The sequence below is a fragment of the Modicisalibacter ilicicola DSM 19980 genome (genome assembly GCF_900128925.1).
Taxonomy (GTDB): Bacteria; Pseudomonadota; Gammaproteobacteria; order Pseudomonadales; family Halomonadaceae; genus Modicisalibacter; species Modicisalibacter ilicicola.
In genome coordinates this window covers 33,673-47,987 of sequence record NZ_FQUJ01000014.1, presented here as the reverse complement: position 1 = coordinate 47,987, position 14,315 = coordinate 33,673, and the positions used below count along the sequence as shown (strand labels likewise).

At 65.0% G+C, this 14,315-nt stretch carries 15 protein-coding genes; 2 read left to right on the top strand and 13 right to left on the bottom strand.

Annotated elements, in window-relative coordinates; genetic code table 11:
• Positions 1-25: 25 nt before the first annotated feature.
• Both BUA41_RS14690 and BUA41_RS14685 read left to right on the top strand, forming a co-directional pair.
• A complete protein-coding gene (locus BUA41_RS14690; RefSeq protein WP_072824207.1) occupies positions 26-664 on the top strand; it encodes a TetR/AcrR family transcriptional regulator in 639 nt (212 codons plus the stop codon).
• Positions 665-880: 216 nt separating this feature from the next.
• The gene (locus BUA41_RS14685) at positions 881-1,432 is read left to right on the top strand and encodes a YceB family lipoprotein (RefSeq protein WP_072824205.1); all 552 of its coding nucleotides are present in this window, start codon (positions 881-883) and stop codon (positions 1,430-1,432) included.
• Between the two features lie 7 nt (positions 1,433-1,439).
• Here BUA41_RS14685 and BUA41_RS14680 read toward each other — a convergent pair whose 3' ends face one another.
• The 13 genes from BUA41_RS14680 to BUA41_RS14620 form a co-directional block, all read right to left on the bottom strand.
• Positions 1,440-2,096: a L,D-transpeptidase family protein gene (locus BUA41_RS14680; RefSeq protein ID WP_175546988.1), complete on the bottom strand. Its 657-nt coding sequence runs from the start codon at positions 2,094-2,096 to the stop codon at positions 1,440-1,442.
• 151 nt (positions 2,097-2,247) lie between these two features.
• Positions 2,248-2,511 carry a cytochrome C oxidase subunit IV family protein gene (locus BUA41_RS14675; protein ID WP_072824201.1) on the bottom strand — a complete coding sequence of 88 codons (264 nt, stop codon included), beginning with the start codon at positions 2,509-2,511 and terminating at the stop codon, positions 2,248-2,250.
• Positions 2,512-2,522: 11 nt separating this feature from the next.
• Positions 2,523-3,197 (bottom strand): cytochrome c oxidase subunit 3, encoded by a 675-nt coding sequence (locus tag BUA41_RS14670; protein WP_217652831.1) that lies wholly within the window; start codon positions 3,195-3,197, stop codon positions 2,523-2,525.
• A complete protein-coding gene (gene ctaD, locus BUA41_RS14665; protein WP_072824199.1) occupies positions 3,160-4,788 on the bottom strand; it encodes a cytochrome c oxidase subunit I in 1,629 nt (542 codons plus the stop codon). The genes BUA41_RS14670 and ctaD overlap by 38 nt, the downstream gene beginning before the upstream one ends.
• Positions 4,785-5,828: a cytochrome c oxidase subunit II gene (gene coxB, locus BUA41_RS14660; protein ID WP_072824197.1), complete on the bottom strand. Its 1,044-nt coding sequence runs from the start codon at positions 5,826-5,828 to the stop codon at positions 4,785-4,787. Before coxB ends, ctaD begins: the two co-directional genes overlap by 4 nt.
• Positions 5,825-6,616: an SCO family protein gene (locus BUA41_RS14655; protein ID WP_072824195.1), complete on the bottom strand. Its 792-nt coding sequence runs from the start codon at positions 6,614-6,616 to the stop codon at positions 5,825-5,827. Before BUA41_RS14655 ends, coxB begins: the two co-directional genes overlap by 4 nt.
• Positions 6,613-7,053, bottom strand: a complete 441-nt coding sequence (locus BUA41_RS14650) for a hypothetical protein (RefSeq protein ID WP_072824192.1) — start codon at positions 7,051-7,053, stop codon at positions 6,613-6,615. The genes BUA41_RS14655 and BUA41_RS14650 overlap by 4 nt, the downstream gene beginning before the upstream one ends.
• On the bottom strand, positions 7,040-8,137 hold the full coding sequence (locus BUA41_RS14645; RefSeq protein ID WP_072824190.1) for a hypothetical protein: 1,098 nt from the start codon (positions 8,135-8,137) through the stop codon (positions 7,040-7,042). The genes BUA41_RS14650 and BUA41_RS14645 overlap by 14 nt, the downstream gene beginning before the upstream one ends.
• Positions 8,137-8,691: a c-type cytochrome gene (locus tag BUA41_RS14640; RefSeq protein ID WP_072824188.1), complete on the bottom strand. Its 555-nt coding sequence runs from the start codon at positions 8,689-8,691 to the stop codon at positions 8,137-8,139. Before BUA41_RS14640 ends, BUA41_RS14645 begins: the two co-directional genes overlap by 1 nt.
• Positions 8,688-9,224, bottom strand: coding sequence for a DUF3341 domain-containing protein (locus tag BUA41_RS14635; protein WP_072824186.1), 537 nt, complete (start codon positions 9,222-9,224; stop codon positions 8,688-8,690). Before BUA41_RS14635 ends, BUA41_RS14640 begins: the two co-directional genes overlap by 4 nt.
• Positions 9,221-10,576, bottom strand: coding sequence for an NrfD/PsrC family molybdoenzyme membrane anchor subunit (nrfD, locus tag BUA41_RS14630; RefSeq protein ID WP_072824184.1), 1,356 nt, complete (start codon positions 10,574-10,576; stop codon positions 9,221-9,223). The genes BUA41_RS14635 and nrfD overlap by 4 nt, the downstream gene beginning before the upstream one ends.
• Positions 10,573-13,650 (bottom strand): TAT-variant-translocated molybdopterin oxidoreductase, encoded by a 3,078-nt coding sequence (locus BUA41_RS14625; protein WP_072824182.1) that lies wholly within the window; start codon positions 13,648-13,650, stop codon positions 10,573-10,575. Before BUA41_RS14625 ends, nrfD begins: the two co-directional genes overlap by 4 nt.
• Positions 13,638-14,291: a cytochrome c3 family protein gene (locus BUA41_RS14620; RefSeq protein WP_072824180.1), complete on the bottom strand. Its 654-nt coding sequence runs from the start codon at positions 14,289-14,291 to the stop codon at positions 13,638-13,640. Before BUA41_RS14620 ends, BUA41_RS14625 begins: the two co-directional genes overlap by 13 nt.
• Positions 14,292-14,315: the final 24 nt, after the last annotated feature.

Sequence of the window (14,315 nt, the reverse complement as noted above, 5' to 3'; positions counted from 1 at the left end):
GCGAAGCCGCAAGCGAGTAATGACAATGACGACCCTTGTTTCATCGGACAGCACCCACGCGCGCCAGCGCAACGAGCAGGCGATCCTCGCCGCGGCGGAACAGGTCTTCGCCTGTCATGGCTACCGGGGAGCCAGCGTCCAGGGCATCGCCGAGGCGGCGGGGTTGCCCAAGTCCAACGTCCTGTACTACGTGGGCAGCAAGCGCCAGCTCTACGTGACCCTGCTGGAGCGCATGATGGCGCGCTGGAATGCCATGCTCGACGACATAAGCATCGAGGACGACCCCGCCGAGGTCCTGGAGGCCTTCATTCGCAGCAAGATGGAACTCACCCGTCGCCATCCGCAAGGTTCTCGCCTGTTCGCTGCGGAGATACTCCAGGGCGCCCCTTTTCTTCAGGAGTATCTGCGCGGCGAGCTGCGCGAGTGGGTCCAGGCTCGGGCCCGGGTATTCGAGCAGTGGGCCGACAAGGGGCTGATGGACCCGGTGGATCCGGTGTGGCTGATCTTCCTGATCTGGTCGTCGACCCAGCACTACGCCGATTTCGAGGCTCAGGTACTGGGCATCACCGATCGGGAGGCGCTCAGCGAGACGGATTACCGGCGAATCACCGATTTTCTCTGCGGCGTGATCCTCAAGGGGTGCGGCGTTTCGGCTGGCCCATGAATAAAAACTATTGTACAAAACTTGTACGAGAAAGACTTATGGGTTAACTTGTAATTGTTCGATGATTTGTCCCGTTCGAACACCTCACTATTTACCGACCTCTCCCCCCCGAGGTCGGTTTTTTTGTTTCCGGATAACGTCGCTTGCGTAACCCCTGGCCTGGCCTCCCACGCTGAGGCAAGATGCACGGACATGCCGTCTCGATTGGAATTCACTATGCGTTGGTCGAAGAGGGTGCTGCTGGCTGGCCTGATGCTGCTGACCGGCTGTGCCAACATGATGTCGTCCTCGGTAAGCGAGGCCACGCTGGAGCGTCATCTGCAAAAGGCCGTGGCGGATTTCGACCGCGAGCAGCTGCGCGCGGGATCGCCGCTGTCGCTCACGCTGGACTCCACGGACATCACGGTGGGGCCGGAAGGCCGCGACACCGTACTGCTCGAGGTGGCCGGCCAGGCCACTTTCAGTGCGCTGGCCTCACGGCTTCCTGCAGATATCGAATTGAGTCTGGAAGGAACGCCCTACTTCGACGCCGAAGAGGGGGCCATCTACATTCGTCGGTTGCAGCTGCTGGACAGTCGTGTCAACGCCCCCTGGATGCCCATCGATCTGACTCCTGTGACGCAGATGGCCGCACGACTCGTGGCCCAGCGGCTGGAGACCGTGCCCGTGTATCGGCTCGACGAGGCCGGCTGGGGGACCCGGGCGCTGGCCCGGGGCATGACGCTGCGCACGGAGCCCGGGCGGCTGGTGTTCGCCCCCGGACGATAGTGTTCACCTAACCGCGAATCACCACCTTCGTGCCCACATCCAGCCACTTGTCGAGAGCCTGGATCTCGTCGTTGGTGACCGCGACGCAGCCGGCGGTCCAGTCGCGCTTGCGATGGATCCACAGCGGGCTGCGTCCGAGCCCGTGGATGCCGATGTACCCTCCCAGCGGTGTGTCCGCCGGAGCGACGCCATAGCGCGCCCGGTAATCGAGATAGTACTGATATTGCTCGTCGGACAGGATGCCGTCTTCCCAGGCGCTATGGGCGACCTGCGGCGTCGGGTAGTCGATGCCGAAGAACAGGCGGAACTTGCTTTGCCGATTGATGCGCCGGATGGCGAATACGCCGGTCGGCGTCTGCTTGCTGCCGCGCAGGCGGACTTCCTCGGCGCCCGCGGCACCGTAGGCCAGATAGGGAATGCTCTCGAGACGTGCGCCATTCCGAAAGACGGAGAGCTCGCGCTTGAGCAGGTCGATATACACCCAGGGCTCGTCCTGGCTCACATCGAGCGGGCGTGCCGGGGCGTCGAGAGATTCCCAGAGCGACTGAAGCGTGGAAAGCCCTGGCGTTGCCTGTGATTCCGAAGCGTCGATATCGGCCAGGGAGGGGGTGACAGCCGAGCCCAGGAGACCGGCCAGAAGCATACAGGCGAGCCATTTCTTCATGAGGGGGTTCCGAGAAAATTGCCGTGTCGACATTTTCTCGAAAACCCGCGATTTCAATTCGAAGGAAAGGCTGCGTTTTCAAGCGCAAATAGCACAATGCCAGCGTGGATGCACTGATGGCGCAGAGGCCCTTGCCGAAGAAGGCCGTCATTCAGCGGGTCAGGTAGTCCGCCAGGGTCAAGGTGATCAGAAAGGCCAGCCAGAGAGTGGCGCCGGTGGCGTATACCCGGGTCAGTCCGCGGCTGTGCTTGAGGTCCATGAACAGGACCAGGATGAGCAGGATCATGCTCAGCGCACAGGCGGCGACGGCCACCAGGCTCCATGGGAGCGACAGCATCACCACGCTGGTGACGGAAATGCCCAGCAATACCAGCAGGCAGAGCCAGGTAACGAAAAGGGTGGTCACGACCCTCATAAGCGACTCCTTCAGACTCGCGACAGATACAGCAAGGAGAAAACGATCACCCAGATGACATCCACGAAGGCCCAGTAAAGCCCGCTTATCTGCACCTGGCGAGCGATGCGGGGAGGGTTGCGCCAGCGCCATGCCACTGTGGCGATCACGCCCAGTACCCCCAGCCCGACCAGCATGTGCAGCGCATGCAGACCGGTCATCACGAAATAGAAGTTGAAGAAGAGTTCGGCCTGCTCCGGCTGCTCGCCCGGGTAGGAGAACGGCAGCCCCAGCACCGGCATCAGCTGCTCCTGGTACTCCTTGTACCATTCATGGCCCTTGATAACGATGAAGAGCGCGCCGATGGCGATGGTGGCGACAAGCAGCCAGAAGGTGGCCTTGGGACGTGCAGCCCTGGACATCTGCTCCGTCAGTGCCATGGTCAGCCCGCTGGTCAGCAGCAGGGCGGTGTTCAGGGCGCCGAGGGTCAGATCGAGGTGGCCTGCCGCCTCGGCGAAGCCTTCCGCGTGGATGACGCGATAGGTCACGAACGCACCGAACAGCCCGCCGAACAGCAGAAGCTCCGTGCCCAGGAACATCCACATGCCCAGGCGGTTGGCATCGCGCTGTTGCCCCATGGTCTCGAACTGCTCGGCCACCGGGCCCTGGTCACCCAGTGGTTTCCTGGTCTTGGTTGCGGTAGGCATAGGGAGGCTCCGATACCCGGGGAATCTGCACGAAGTTGTGTTTCGGGGGCGGCGAACTGGTCTGCCACTCGAGCCCGGTGGCGCCCCAGGGGTTGGCCCCGGCGGGCTTGCCCCTGAACAGCGACCAGGTCAGGTAGACCAGTGGCAGCAGGTAACCGATGGCCAGCGCCCCGGCACCCAGGGAGGACATGACGTTGAGCAGCTGGAAGTCCGCCGGATATTCATGGTAGCGCCGGGGCATGCCCAGGTAACCGAGGATGAACTGGGGGAAGAAGGTCAGGTTGAAACCGATGAACAGCGCCAGGGCGGCGACCTTGGACCAGAGTTCCGAGAACATCCTGCCGGTCATCTTCGGCCACCAGAAATGCACGCCGCCGAGGTAGGCGGTGACCATGCCGCCGACCATGATGTAGTGGAAATGTGCCACCACGAAGTAGGTGTCGTGAACGTGCACGTCGATGGCCATGGCCGCCAGAATGATGCCGGTCAGCCCGCCGATGGTGAACAGTCCGATGAAGGAGAACGCGTAGAGCATCGGTGCGGTGAGCAGGATCCGGCCCCGATAGAGCGTGGCGGTCCAGTTGAAGGTCTTGATGGCGGAAGGCAGTGCCACCAGGAAGGAGAACAGCGAGAACATCACCCCGGCGTACATGCTCTGACCGGCGACGAACATGTGATGACCCCACACCAGGAAGCCGAACAGGGCGATCGCCATGATCGAAATGACCATGCTCTTGTAGCCGAATACGCTGTTGCGAGCGAAACAGGTGATGAGTTCCGAGACCACACCCATTCCCGGCAGGATCATGATGTAGACCGCCGGATGGGAATAGAACCAGAACAGATGCTGGAAGAGAATGGGATCGCCGCCCAGGGCCGGGTCGAAGATGCCGATGCCGAAGAGCCGTTCCACGGCGATCAGCAGGAGGGTGATGGAGAGCACCGGGGTCGCCAGAATCATGATCAGGCTGGTGGCGTAGGTGGCCCAGGCGAACAGTGGCAGACGCATCCAGGACATTCCCGGGGCGCGCATCTTGTGCAGGGTGACCATGAAGTTGATGCCGGTGAGGATGGACGAGAAGCCCACCACGAACACCCCGGTGGCCGCGGCCAGCACCGCGGTCTCGGTGAACAGGGTGGAGTAGGGCGTATAGAAGGTCCAGCCGGTATCCACCGCGCCGAGCAATACCGTGAGCACGACGAAGAGGGCGCCGATGGTATAGACATGCCAGGAGAGCAGGTTGAGCTTGGGAAAGGCCAGGTCCCGGGCACCGATCATCATGGGGATCAGGAAGTTGCCCAGGGTATTGGGAATCGAGGGAATCAGGAAGAACCACACCATGATGATGCCGTGCATCGAGAACATCTGGTTGTAGGTGTCCGGGCTGAGCAGGTCCCCCCCGGGCGTGATCAGTTCCAGGCGTATCAGCAGCGCGGCGATGCCGCCGATGAAGAAGAAGAAGGTAATGGAGGCGAAGTAGAGCCAGCCGATGCGCTTGTGGTCCGTGGTCAGCAGCCAGTCGCGCAGGCGAAAGCCGCCGCTCAGGTAGTGGTCCCGGGGCCAGCGCTGTTCCAAGGACGGGGTGCTCATGGTGACTCTCCTTGCGCCGTCCCTTCCGGCATCGCGCTGCCTCGGGTCGTGTCGGAGGGATTCAGCGCCTGATCCTCCGGCTCCAGGGATTGCAGGTAGGCGATGATCGAGAGAATCTCGCCCTCGTCGATTTGCCCCGAATAGCTCGGCATGATCGGCGAGAAGCCGGCCACCACGTGCTTTTGCGGTTGCAGGATGGAGTCGCGCAGATAGGCCTCGTCCGCCATCACCGTGCCGCCGCTGGCCAGGGGCACCGGTCGTCCGTAGACACCGGCGAGGCTCGGTGCGCGCACGTTCGAGCTGCCCAGGTGACAGCCGCTGCAGCCATAGCTGCGAAACAGGCTGGCGCCACGCACTTCCGGCGTTTCCCGTTCTCCCTGGTCGTCCAGCCAGCGTTGATAATCTGCGGGGTCCAGGGCGATGATCTTGCCGCGCATCCGGGAATGGTAGCTACCGCAGTACTCTGCGCAGAACAGGCGGTATTGCCCGGGCTTCGTGGCCTCGAACCATAACTTGCGGTAGGTGCCCGGCACCGCGTCGTGCTTGATGCGATAATCCGGAATGTAGAAGCTGTGGATGACGTCTTCCGAGGTCAGGCGCAATTCGATGGTTTCCCCGACGGGGACATGCAGGGTGTTGATCTCCCGTACCCCATCGGGGTGCTGCACCTTCCACATCCACTGCTTGCCCACCACGTTGATGGTCATGGCGGCTTCCGGTCCGCGGTAGAGGTCGAGATACAGATGCGTGGACCAGGCGAAGAGCCCCATGAAGATAACGAACATGGCACCCAATACGCTCAGCTCGATGCGATGGCTGGTCCGGGCGCTGGGCAAGGCCTCGCGGGGCTTCTGTCGGCTGGCGTGATAGCGGTAGGTGAAGGCCACGATCAGGCCGAACACCAGCAGCGTCATGACGGCACACACGGCTACCAGGCCGATGAAGAGAAAGTCCAGGTCCCCGGCGAAGGTGGAGGCTTGTTCGGGAAAGAAGCGCAAGCCTTCCTCGGTGTCCGGTAGATAGCCTTTCTGCGCGCTCATGCGACTTGCCTCCTGCGCATCCACAGCACTGCCAGCAGCATCAGCAGCACCGTGGTCACGCCGGCGACCTGCAGCAGCCGCGTTACTGCCAGCGTATATTGGCCGGTGGCGGGATCGAATCGGTAACAGCGCACCAGGACCTTCTGCAGCGGGCTGCCCAACTCCCCCGTGCTGCTCTCCACCAGGGCCAGCTTCAGGTCCGGTGCCTGGGGGCGCATGCCCAGCAGGTAATGGGTGATGCGTCCGCCCCCCGAGGCAACGACCACCCCGGCCGGGTGGGCGTAGTTGCCGGATTCGGGATCATAGGCATAGCGAAACCCCGCCGCCTCGGCCAGCGCATCGATGGCCGGCTTCTTGCCGCTGAGAAAGTGCCAGTTGTCGATCACCCCGCCGTGACGATTGCGCAATTCACGACCCAGGCGATCGGCATCCTCGGGCCCTTCGTCCGGGGCGATGCTGACGATCACTACCCGGTAGTCGTCCTGATCGAAGGGCAACGTCTGCGTGGTATCGGCGAGGCGATCGAGCAGCATCGGGCACAGCATGGGGCAGTTGTACCAGGCCAGGCCAAGCACCGTCGGCTTGCCCGCGGTCAGGGAGGCGATGTCCACGAGTTCGCCGTTCGCGTCTCGAAAACGCAGCGCTCCCGGCAGCCGATTACCGATGCGCTGCTCGTAATCCACCCGGTCGAGAATCGCCTCCTGCTGGGCCGGGGTCTGGCCCCAGGCCGGCATCGCCAGCCACAGCATGCCGGCCACCGTGAGCCCGAGGCTCGCCTTCCAGTTCATTGCCCCTCCTTGGGTTGATCCTGCTTCGGCAAGCCCTGCTCCAGCAGACGCTCCTTGGCCACCGCAATGGGCACCCGTACCGTGCCGGCCTCTCGATCGACCCAGCCGTAGGTATTCAGGTGGCGTGCCATCCGTTCGCGAAAGATCGTGTAGTCCTGCACCGGGCTTGTCTGCAGGCGAGGCGGCGGCGTTCGTATCTGAGGGCTGTCGAAGGGACTCGGCGGCCGCGCGGGCTCCTGCCAGACCGTGTTCATCAGCCCCCATAGCAGCAGCAGGCATAGCGGCACGAAGCCCACCATGAAGAGGATGGCCTTCACCAGCGTGGAAGAAGAGAGATCCCGGTGCTCGAAACCCCGATCCGCTCCTTCGCCCTGGCCAGGGTTCTGCGGTTTGCCTTCCGGCGTGTCCGAAAGCTCGTGATGCTCATGGGTTCTCATGGCGCACCTCCTGGCGAACGGACAGCGTCGCTTCATCGGCGCCTTGGCTGGCTTGCCGGGCGGGGGCGAAAAGGGCCTGTCGATGGCTCGCCCCCAGCCCCAGCAGGCAGAACGCGACCAGCGCGACAACGGCCGCCGGCGTCAGGAGCCAGGCCCAGGCGGTGGCAGGCAGCGAGGGCCAGATCAGCCACTGGCTATGCAGCAGGTAGCCCGTCAGGGTGATCAGCGCTGCCGCCCGCAGCCAGCCGGCGCGACGCTTGGCCTGGGTCGGCAGCAGCATGGCGAAGGGGATCACCAGGAACAGCAGCACGCTCGCGCGGCCTACCCAGCCCCAGGCTCCCGCGCCGCGTTGTAGATACCAGAGAATCTCGTCCGGCATGTTGCCGGACCAGATGATGATCAACTGGGCGAAATTGACGAAGGCCCAGCCCAGCAGGGTGGCCAGCCAGAGATTGGCCAGGTCCAGGCGCACCCCGCTGCGCAAGGGCTTGGCGCCCAGGGCCAGGCCCAAGGCCATGGCGCCGCCGACTCCGAACACCATGCGCTCGATGCCGAAGATGTCGGAATAGAACCTGGGCTCCAGGGACATGATCCAGTCGTAGCTGAAGAAGGTCACCGTCAGCGCCCAGAGGATCAGCCCCGGCGCATGCCAGCGCCGTGCCGGGCTGGGGCGGACGAGCCACCAGGCGAGCAGGCACCAGGCGGTCAGATAGAAGAGGGTGCGTCCAATGAAGAAGGGCGCGTTGAGATAGAACTGCTTGTGCCGTACCACCTCGGGCAGCGTCTCTGCCGGTGCCATCCAGGGAAAGAGCCCACCGAGGAACAGCAGCAAGGGCAATAGCGCCAGCGCCAGCAGCGGCGTGGCGGCGGCCAGGGCTTTCCAAAGGTGCTTGCTTTCATTGCCCCAGGCGCCGCCGGTCAGCCCATGCACCATCAGCAGTGCCATGGTGCCAAGGGACAGGAAGCCCAGCGTCAGCCAGGCCGCCAGCCAGGCCTGGGCCAGCCCCTGGGGATCGAAGAAGCCGCCGATCAGGCACAGCCCCAGGGCCAGGCCGAGAACGAGGATCAGCACGCTTCGCGACATCAGGGCGCCTCCCGAGTGTCCGTCTCCAGACGGCTATGCTGGGCAGCGCTCAGGGTATCGTAAGGGATCTGCTGGGAAAGCTGCAGGGCACGAAGGTAGGCGGCGATGGCCCAGCGATCTTCCATCGGCACCCGGTCGCGATAGGAATACATCACCCCGAAGCCCTCGGTGATGACGTCGACGAAATGCCGTAGCGGTGCGTCACGCAGCCGCTCGCTATGCAACGAGGGCGGGGCGGGGAAGCCGCGCTGCACCACCATGCCGTTGCCGTAGCCGCTGGCCGCGTGACAGGGCGAGCAGAAGATCTCGTAGCGTTCCTGCCCCCGATCCAGCAGCCGGCGGTCAAGCGCCACGGGCAGCGTCCGTGCCAGGGGCTCGAGGCGCTGATCCCGCGCCACGGTGCCGGCCACGGGCTGGCGCGCGGCTTGGTTGTCCGGCCATCGAGCGGCCTCGTCATAGGTGCTGTATTTGGGCTGAAAACGCATCTCCGGCTGATCGCAGCCGGCAATAGCAACTCCCAGCGCAGCCATGACCAGGGCAGCGAGACGGCTCATGCCGGCACCTCCTGGATATCCAGGGCGTGCAGATCGTCGAGGCGCCGGCGCAGTCGCTCCACGTCTTCCGGGTTTCTTTCGAGGCGGATCAGGATGAAGAAGCCATCGTCCGAGGCGCGGGAGAACGCCGCCACGTTGAAGGCGGGGTGGTAGAGGCGCGGCAGCCGGTTGCCCATCAGCATGCCGACCAGCGCCACCAGCACGGCGGCGAGGATCGCCAGCACGAAGGCGAGCAGCAGAAAGGGTGGCCAGCTATGCAGCGGCTTGCCGCCCACCACGTAGGGATAGTCGATCACCGCGCTGTACCAGATCATTCCGTAGGTGGCCAGCGCGGTGAGCAGGGCGCCCACCAGCGCTGCGACGGTCAGCCAGCGGGAGCGCTCCCCCAGGGCTCGACTCAGCCCCTCCACCGGGTAGGGAGAGAAGGCCTCGAGTCGCGAATGACCCGCCTTGCGCAGCTCGGCGATGGCCTCGAGCAGAGCATCGGGATGCTCGAAGCGCCCCAGCACGCCATAGAGATCCGGGTTGCTCATGAGTCCCCCTCCTCTTGCTGGCGACTGGCGATCAGGGCGCGCATGTCGTGCAGCGAGATCAGGGGCGTCAGCTTGACGAACACCAGCAGCAGCAGGCCGAACAGCCCCAGGGAGCCCAGGTAGGCCGCCCAGTCCCAGCCGGTGGGCCAGATGGTGTCCCAGTTCGATGGCATGTAATCCGCATGGGTCGAGGTGAAGACGATCTGGAAGCGCTCCAGCCACATGCCCAGGTTGCTGGTGATCGCCAGACACAGCATGGCGATCGGCGAGCGGCGGATGCGCCTGAACCACAACAGCTGGGTGAGCACCACGTTGCAGACGATCATGCTCCACCAGATCGGCGCGTAGGGGCCGGTCCAGCGATCGAAATAGACGGTGCGGTAGTAGTCCTCCCCGGTGTAGAAGGCGGTGAAGATCTCCTGACCGTAGGCGTAGGCGACGATCAGCGCGAACAGCAGCATCATGCGGCCCAGGTAGTCCAGGTGCACCCGGGTGACCAGATCCTCGAGGTTGAACAGGCTGCGCAGCACCACGGCCAGCAGCGCCACGGTGGAGAACCCCGAGAACAGCGCCCCGGCGACGAAGTAGGGCGGGAAGATGGTGAAGTGAAAGCCCGGCACGACGGACACCGCCAGATCCAGTGAGATGATGCCGGTCACCGTCACCACGATGGGGGTGGCCAGGGCAGCCATGATCATGTTGGCCTTCTCGTAGCGTTCCCAGTGAGCGGCGCTGCCTCGCCAGCCTATCGCCAGGATGCCGTAGGCCCTGGCCCTCCACCCCCGGGCGCGATCCCTCAGCGTCGCCAGGTCCGGCAGCAGGCTCATGTAGAGAAAGCTCGCGGTAAACACCAGGTAGGTGAAGATGGCGAAGAAGTCCCACACCAGGGGGCTGCGCCACTGGGGCCAGAGCCCCATGGTGTCGGGGTAGGGCAGCAGGTAGTAGAAGAACTGGGGGCGGCCCAGGTGCATGATCGGATAGATGCCGGCGCAGACGATGGCGAACATCGCCATGGCTTCGGCAAAGCGGTTGATGCCGGCTCGCCAGGGTTGGCGGGTGATCAAGAGCACCGCGGAGATCAGGGTGCCGGCGTGGGCGATGCCGATCCACCAGACGGTGTTGAGGATCGGCATGCCCCAGGCTACCGGAATGGTGATGCCGAAGATGCCCACGCCGACGCTGAACAGCACCGACAGTGCCCCCACCAACAGCAGGGTCAGGGCCGCGCAGATCACCACGCCGATCCACCACCCCAGGGGCGCACGCTCTTCCAGCACCAGGTCGCTGATTCGCCGGGTCATCGAGGCGAAGGTGATGCCCGCGGGCAGCAGCCTGTCCTGGGTCGACGTCATGCGGACCTCCCCGGGGGCTGCTGGCGGAAGAATACCGGCGACTCCTGCTCGGACGCCTCATCCTGAGGGGAATGGATACCCACTTCGGCCCTGCCCGAAGGCGGGCGCTTTCCCGCCAGGGCAGGATTCGGATCGCGTACCGCCGCCAGGTAATGGGTGCGCGGGCGCACGTTGAGATGGGCGAGCATGCCGTAGTCCAGCGGATGGGCATGGAGCTTGCTGACCTGGCTGTCCGGGTCCTTCAGGTCGCCGAAGACGATGGCCTGGGTAGGGCAGCTTTGCTGGCAGGCGGTCTGGACATCTCCGTCCGCCAGGTCACGGTCCTCTATCTCCGCGGTGAGACGCTCGCGATTGATGCGCTGCACGCAGTAGGTGCATTTCTCCATCACCCCCCGGGAGCGCACCGTGACCTCCGGGTTGTAGGCCGGCTTGGGTGTCGCGTGGCCGCTGTCTTCCCGGGTGTAGTCGAACCAGTTGAAGCGGCGCACCTTGTAGGGGCAGTTCTGGGAGCAGTAGCGGGTGCCCACGCAGCGGTTGTAGATCATCTCGTTGAGCCCCTCCGCGGAATGCTGGGTGGCGCCCACCGGGCAGACGTATTCGCAGGGGGCGTTCTCGCAGTGCATGCAGGTCACCGGCTGGAAGACCATCTCCGGGCCTTCCAGGGGGCCCTTGAAGTAGCGGTCGATGCGGATCCAGTGCATTTCCCGTCCCATGCGCACTTCTTGTTCTCCCACCACGGGGATGTTGTTTTCCGCCTGGCAGGCGGTGACACAGGCGTTGCAGCCGATGCAGGCGGAAAGATCGATGCTCATGCCCCAGGCGTGCTGCGCGTCGCGAGGGGCGGGCCAGGGCTCGGGATAGAGGGACTCGGAAGGGCCTTCGTGTTGGGCGAAACGCGGGTTGTCGCGGTAGACCTCGAGGCTGGCGGTACGAATCAGGTCGCGACCCTCGATCGCGTGATGGTTCTGGGTGACGGCCAGGGGGTGATGGCCGCCGCTCTTTTCCAGGGTGACCGCCATTTCCCAGGCACCGTCTCGCGGCTGGAGCCGATAGGCGTTGGTGCCGACGCCGTCCGCCACTCGGCCTGCCCGGGTGCGTCCGCCCCCCAGCGGCAGGGTCACGGCGTCTTTCGGCATGCCGGGAAGGATATAGATCGGCGCCTCGAGGACCTGCTCGCCGACGCGGAGTGTCACCGTATCGCCGTTTTCCAACGCCTCGCGCTCCGCCAGGGCGGGAGCGATCAGCAGGGGCGTGGCCCAGGTCACCTTGGTCAAGGGGCGCGGCAGCTCCTGCAGCCAGGCATTGTTGGCGACGCTGCCGTCCCACAGCGAAGGATCCGGGCGCAGTTGCAACAGCAGGCCCTCCGGCGCCAGGGCGGAGCGCGGGAGCTCGTCCTGCCAGCCATTCTGCAGGCTGGCCTCCCGGGGTTCGAAGGCGCTATCCGCGACGAAGCCGCGACGCAGGCTATGCGCCCAGAAGCTGTCGAAATCGGCCCTGGCATAACGCCCCTGCCAGCTCTCGAGCAGCAGTTCCCGCGCCGGGCGATCGGTGCCGGCTTCCAGGGCGGCGAGAAACTGCAGTGCCGTCTTGCCGCCATGCAGGGGTTCGATCAGGGGCTGCAGGAGGCTCAGGGTGCCGTCGAAGGCCCGGGCGTCCCCCCAGGTTTCCAGCGGGTGAGTGGCGGGAACATGCCAGTGACAGAGCCGGGCGGTCTCGTCGTGGGTGTCGCCCCAATGGATTCGCCAGGGGACCTGCTCGCAGGCGCCGGCGAAATCCAGCGCCCCCGGGGCGCTGTAGGCCGGATTGACGTTCAGCATGACCAGGCTCGACACCTCGCCGGCCTGCATGGCGTCCACCAGCGCCTCCAGGGCGTCGTGCTCATGACTGGCATCCACCGGCGCAATGAACTCGACGGTGCTGCCGATGGCGCCCAGCGCCGCGTTGATCGCCTGGGCGATGGCATGCACCTCCGGCGACTGCTGATCCCCGGGAATCACCAGGGCGGCGCTGCCCTGGCGACGCAGATCCCCCACCAGCGCATCGAGCCATTCCGGAGGCAAGGGGGAGATTTTCGGCCCCTCGACCTCGATCCCCAGGGCGCGAGCCAACTGCCGCGCGGCATCCGCCATCCGGGCGCGATCGATGCTCTGGCGATGTTCTGCCATGGCCCCGGTGATGCTCGGCGTGGACTCGATGACATAGAGGCGCAGCAACTCGTCCGTATCCCGAGGGCGCCGCCGCTCGGCGAAGTCGTGGGCGTAGCGCAGAAAGCCCGGCTGGGCCTGCAGGAAATCCGCATCCAGGCTCAGCACCACCCGGGCCCGGTCGAAGCGGTAGATCGGCTCCCGGGGCGTGCCGAACAGCTGGCGGCTAGCGGCGTAGACATTGCCGCGCTCCACCGGGCTGTGCCGATACCAGCGCGCCTTGGGCCAGCGCTGCTTCAAGGCTTCGATACGCCGGGTCTCGCTGGGAGAGGTCCAGGGGCCGGTCAGGAAGGCGAGCCCTTCGCCACGGCTGTCGTCCCAGCGCTGTCGTTGCCGGATGATATCCCCCAGGAAGGCGCCGTAGCTCGAGGTTTCGTTCTTGTGGGTGACCGCGCTCTGCCGGTCCGGGTCGTAGAGGCTCAGGATCGAGGCCTGGGAGAAGCTGTCGCAGGCCCCCAGGGTCGCCGGATGCTCCGGGTTGCCCTCCAGCTTGAGGGGGCGCCCCTCGCGGCTCTGGGCCAGCAGGCCCTGGGCGTAGCCGTCGACGAGGTGGGACGTGGCGTAGTAGCGCGGCATGCCCGGTACCAAGCCTTCCGGCATGTTCACGTAGGGCACCAGATATTCCTGGGGCTGGCCGTCGCAGGCGGTCAGCCCGCCCAGGGCGAGACTCGCCGCCATCAGCTTGAGTACTCGGCGACGCTCGATGGGCGCTGACCAGAGCCCGCGATGGCTGGGGAGCTCGCCTTCGAGAAAGTCCGTGAAGGCAGGGTCCTCCACGAGTTCCTCGACGCTGCGCCAGTAGTCGCTGCCGCGCTTGTCGTCGAGTTCCCGGCGAATCTCCTGCCACTGTCGACTGCTCAGCGATGACATGTGGTGCACTCCGTCAATCGGTCCAACGGGGTCCCGTAATGCTCGATCAGCTCGCTGCCGGCGATACCCTCCTCGGCAGGCACGTAGCCCATGGCGGTGATGCGGTTCTCGGGACGCAGTTCGGGAGCCGGGTTGCGATGGCACTCAAGGCACCACTGCATGGTCAGCGGCTTTCTCTGCACCATCAGCGGCATTCGATCGACCCGCCCGTGGCAGGACTCGCAGCCCACGCCGTTGTTGACGTGGGCGCGATGGCTGAAATAGACGTAGTCTGCCAGGTTGTGCACCCGCACCCAGCGCAGGGGCTCCTCCCGGGCCAGGCTCTGGCGCACCGGGGCGAGCATTTCCGCGTTGGTCCACTCCCGGGAGTGGCAGGTCATGCAGGTATGGGTGGCGGGGATGCCGGCGAAGTCAGAGGTCTCGGCACTGGCATGGCAATACTGGCAGTCGATGCCCAGGCCGCCGACGTGATGCCGATGGCTGAAAGGGACCGGTTGTTCCGGTGCGTAGCCGACAGCGGTCTGGTAGGGGGAGCGATAGAAAAGATAGGCAGCGACAGCGAAAAGCACCGCCAGTGTCAGTACGCCCACTATCATGACGATCGCCAAGGAATTGGCCCGGGGGCCAAAGAGTGCTGCCATGCCACATCCCTGTCATTGCCTGTA

Coding starts and splice junctions, on each gene's coding strand:
- BUA41_RS14680 (WP_175546988.1), bottom strand. CDS start 2,096: ATGAAGAAATGGCTCGCCTGTATGCTTCTGGCCGGTCTCCTGGGCTCG.
- BUA41_RS14640 (WP_072824188.1), bottom strand. CDS start 8,691: ATGAGCCGTCTCGCTGCCCTGGTCATGGCTGCGCTGGGAGTTGCTATT.
- BUA41_RS14670 (WP_217652831.1), bottom strand. CDS start 3,197: ATGCCTACCGCAACCAAGACCAGGAAACCACTGGGTGACCAGGGCCCG.
- BUA41_RS14675 (WP_072824201.1), bottom strand. CDS start 2,511: ATGAGGGTCGTGACCACCCTTTTCGTTACCTGGCTCTGCCTGCTGGTA.
- nrfD (WP_072824184.1), bottom strand. CDS start 10,576: ATGACGTCGACCCAGGACAGGCTGCTGCCCGCGGGCATCACCTTCGCC.
- ctaD (WP_072824199.1), bottom strand. CDS start 4,788: ATGAGCACCCCGTCCTTGGAACAGCGCTGGCCCCGGGACCACTACCTG.
- BUA41_RS14690 (WP_072824207.1), top strand. CDS start 26: ATGACGACCCTTGTTTCATCGGACAGCACCCACGCGCGCCAGCGCAAC.
- BUA41_RS14650 (WP_072824192.1), bottom strand. CDS start 7,053: ATGAGAACCCATGAGCATCACGAGCTTTCGGACACGCCGGAAGGCAAA.
- BUA41_RS14625 (WP_072824182.1), bottom strand. CDS start 13,650: ATGTCATCGCTGAGCAGTCGACAGTGGCAGGAGATTCGCCGGGAACTC.
- BUA41_RS14685 (WP_072824205.1), top strand. CDS start 881: ATGCGTTGGTCGAAGAGGGTGCTGCTGGCTGGCCTGATGCTGCTGACC.
- BUA41_RS14645 (WP_072824190.1), bottom strand. CDS start 8,137: ATGTCGCGAAGCGTGCTGATCCTCGTTCTCGGCCTGGCCCTGGGGCTG.
- coxB (WP_072824197.1), bottom strand. CDS start 5,828: ATGAGCGCGCAGAAAGGCTATCTACCGGACACCGAGGAAGGCTTGCGC.
- BUA41_RS14620 (WP_072824180.1), bottom strand. CDS start 14,291: ATGGCAGCACTCTTTGGCCCCCGGGCCAATTCCTTGGCGATCGTCATG.
- BUA41_RS14635 (WP_072824186.1), bottom strand. CDS start 9,224: ATGAGCAACCCGGATCTCTATGGCGTGCTGGGGCGCTTCGAGCATCCC.
- BUA41_RS14655 (WP_072824195.1), bottom strand. CDS start 6,616: ATGAACTGGAAGGCGAGCCTCGGGCTCACGGTGGCCGGCATGCTGTGG.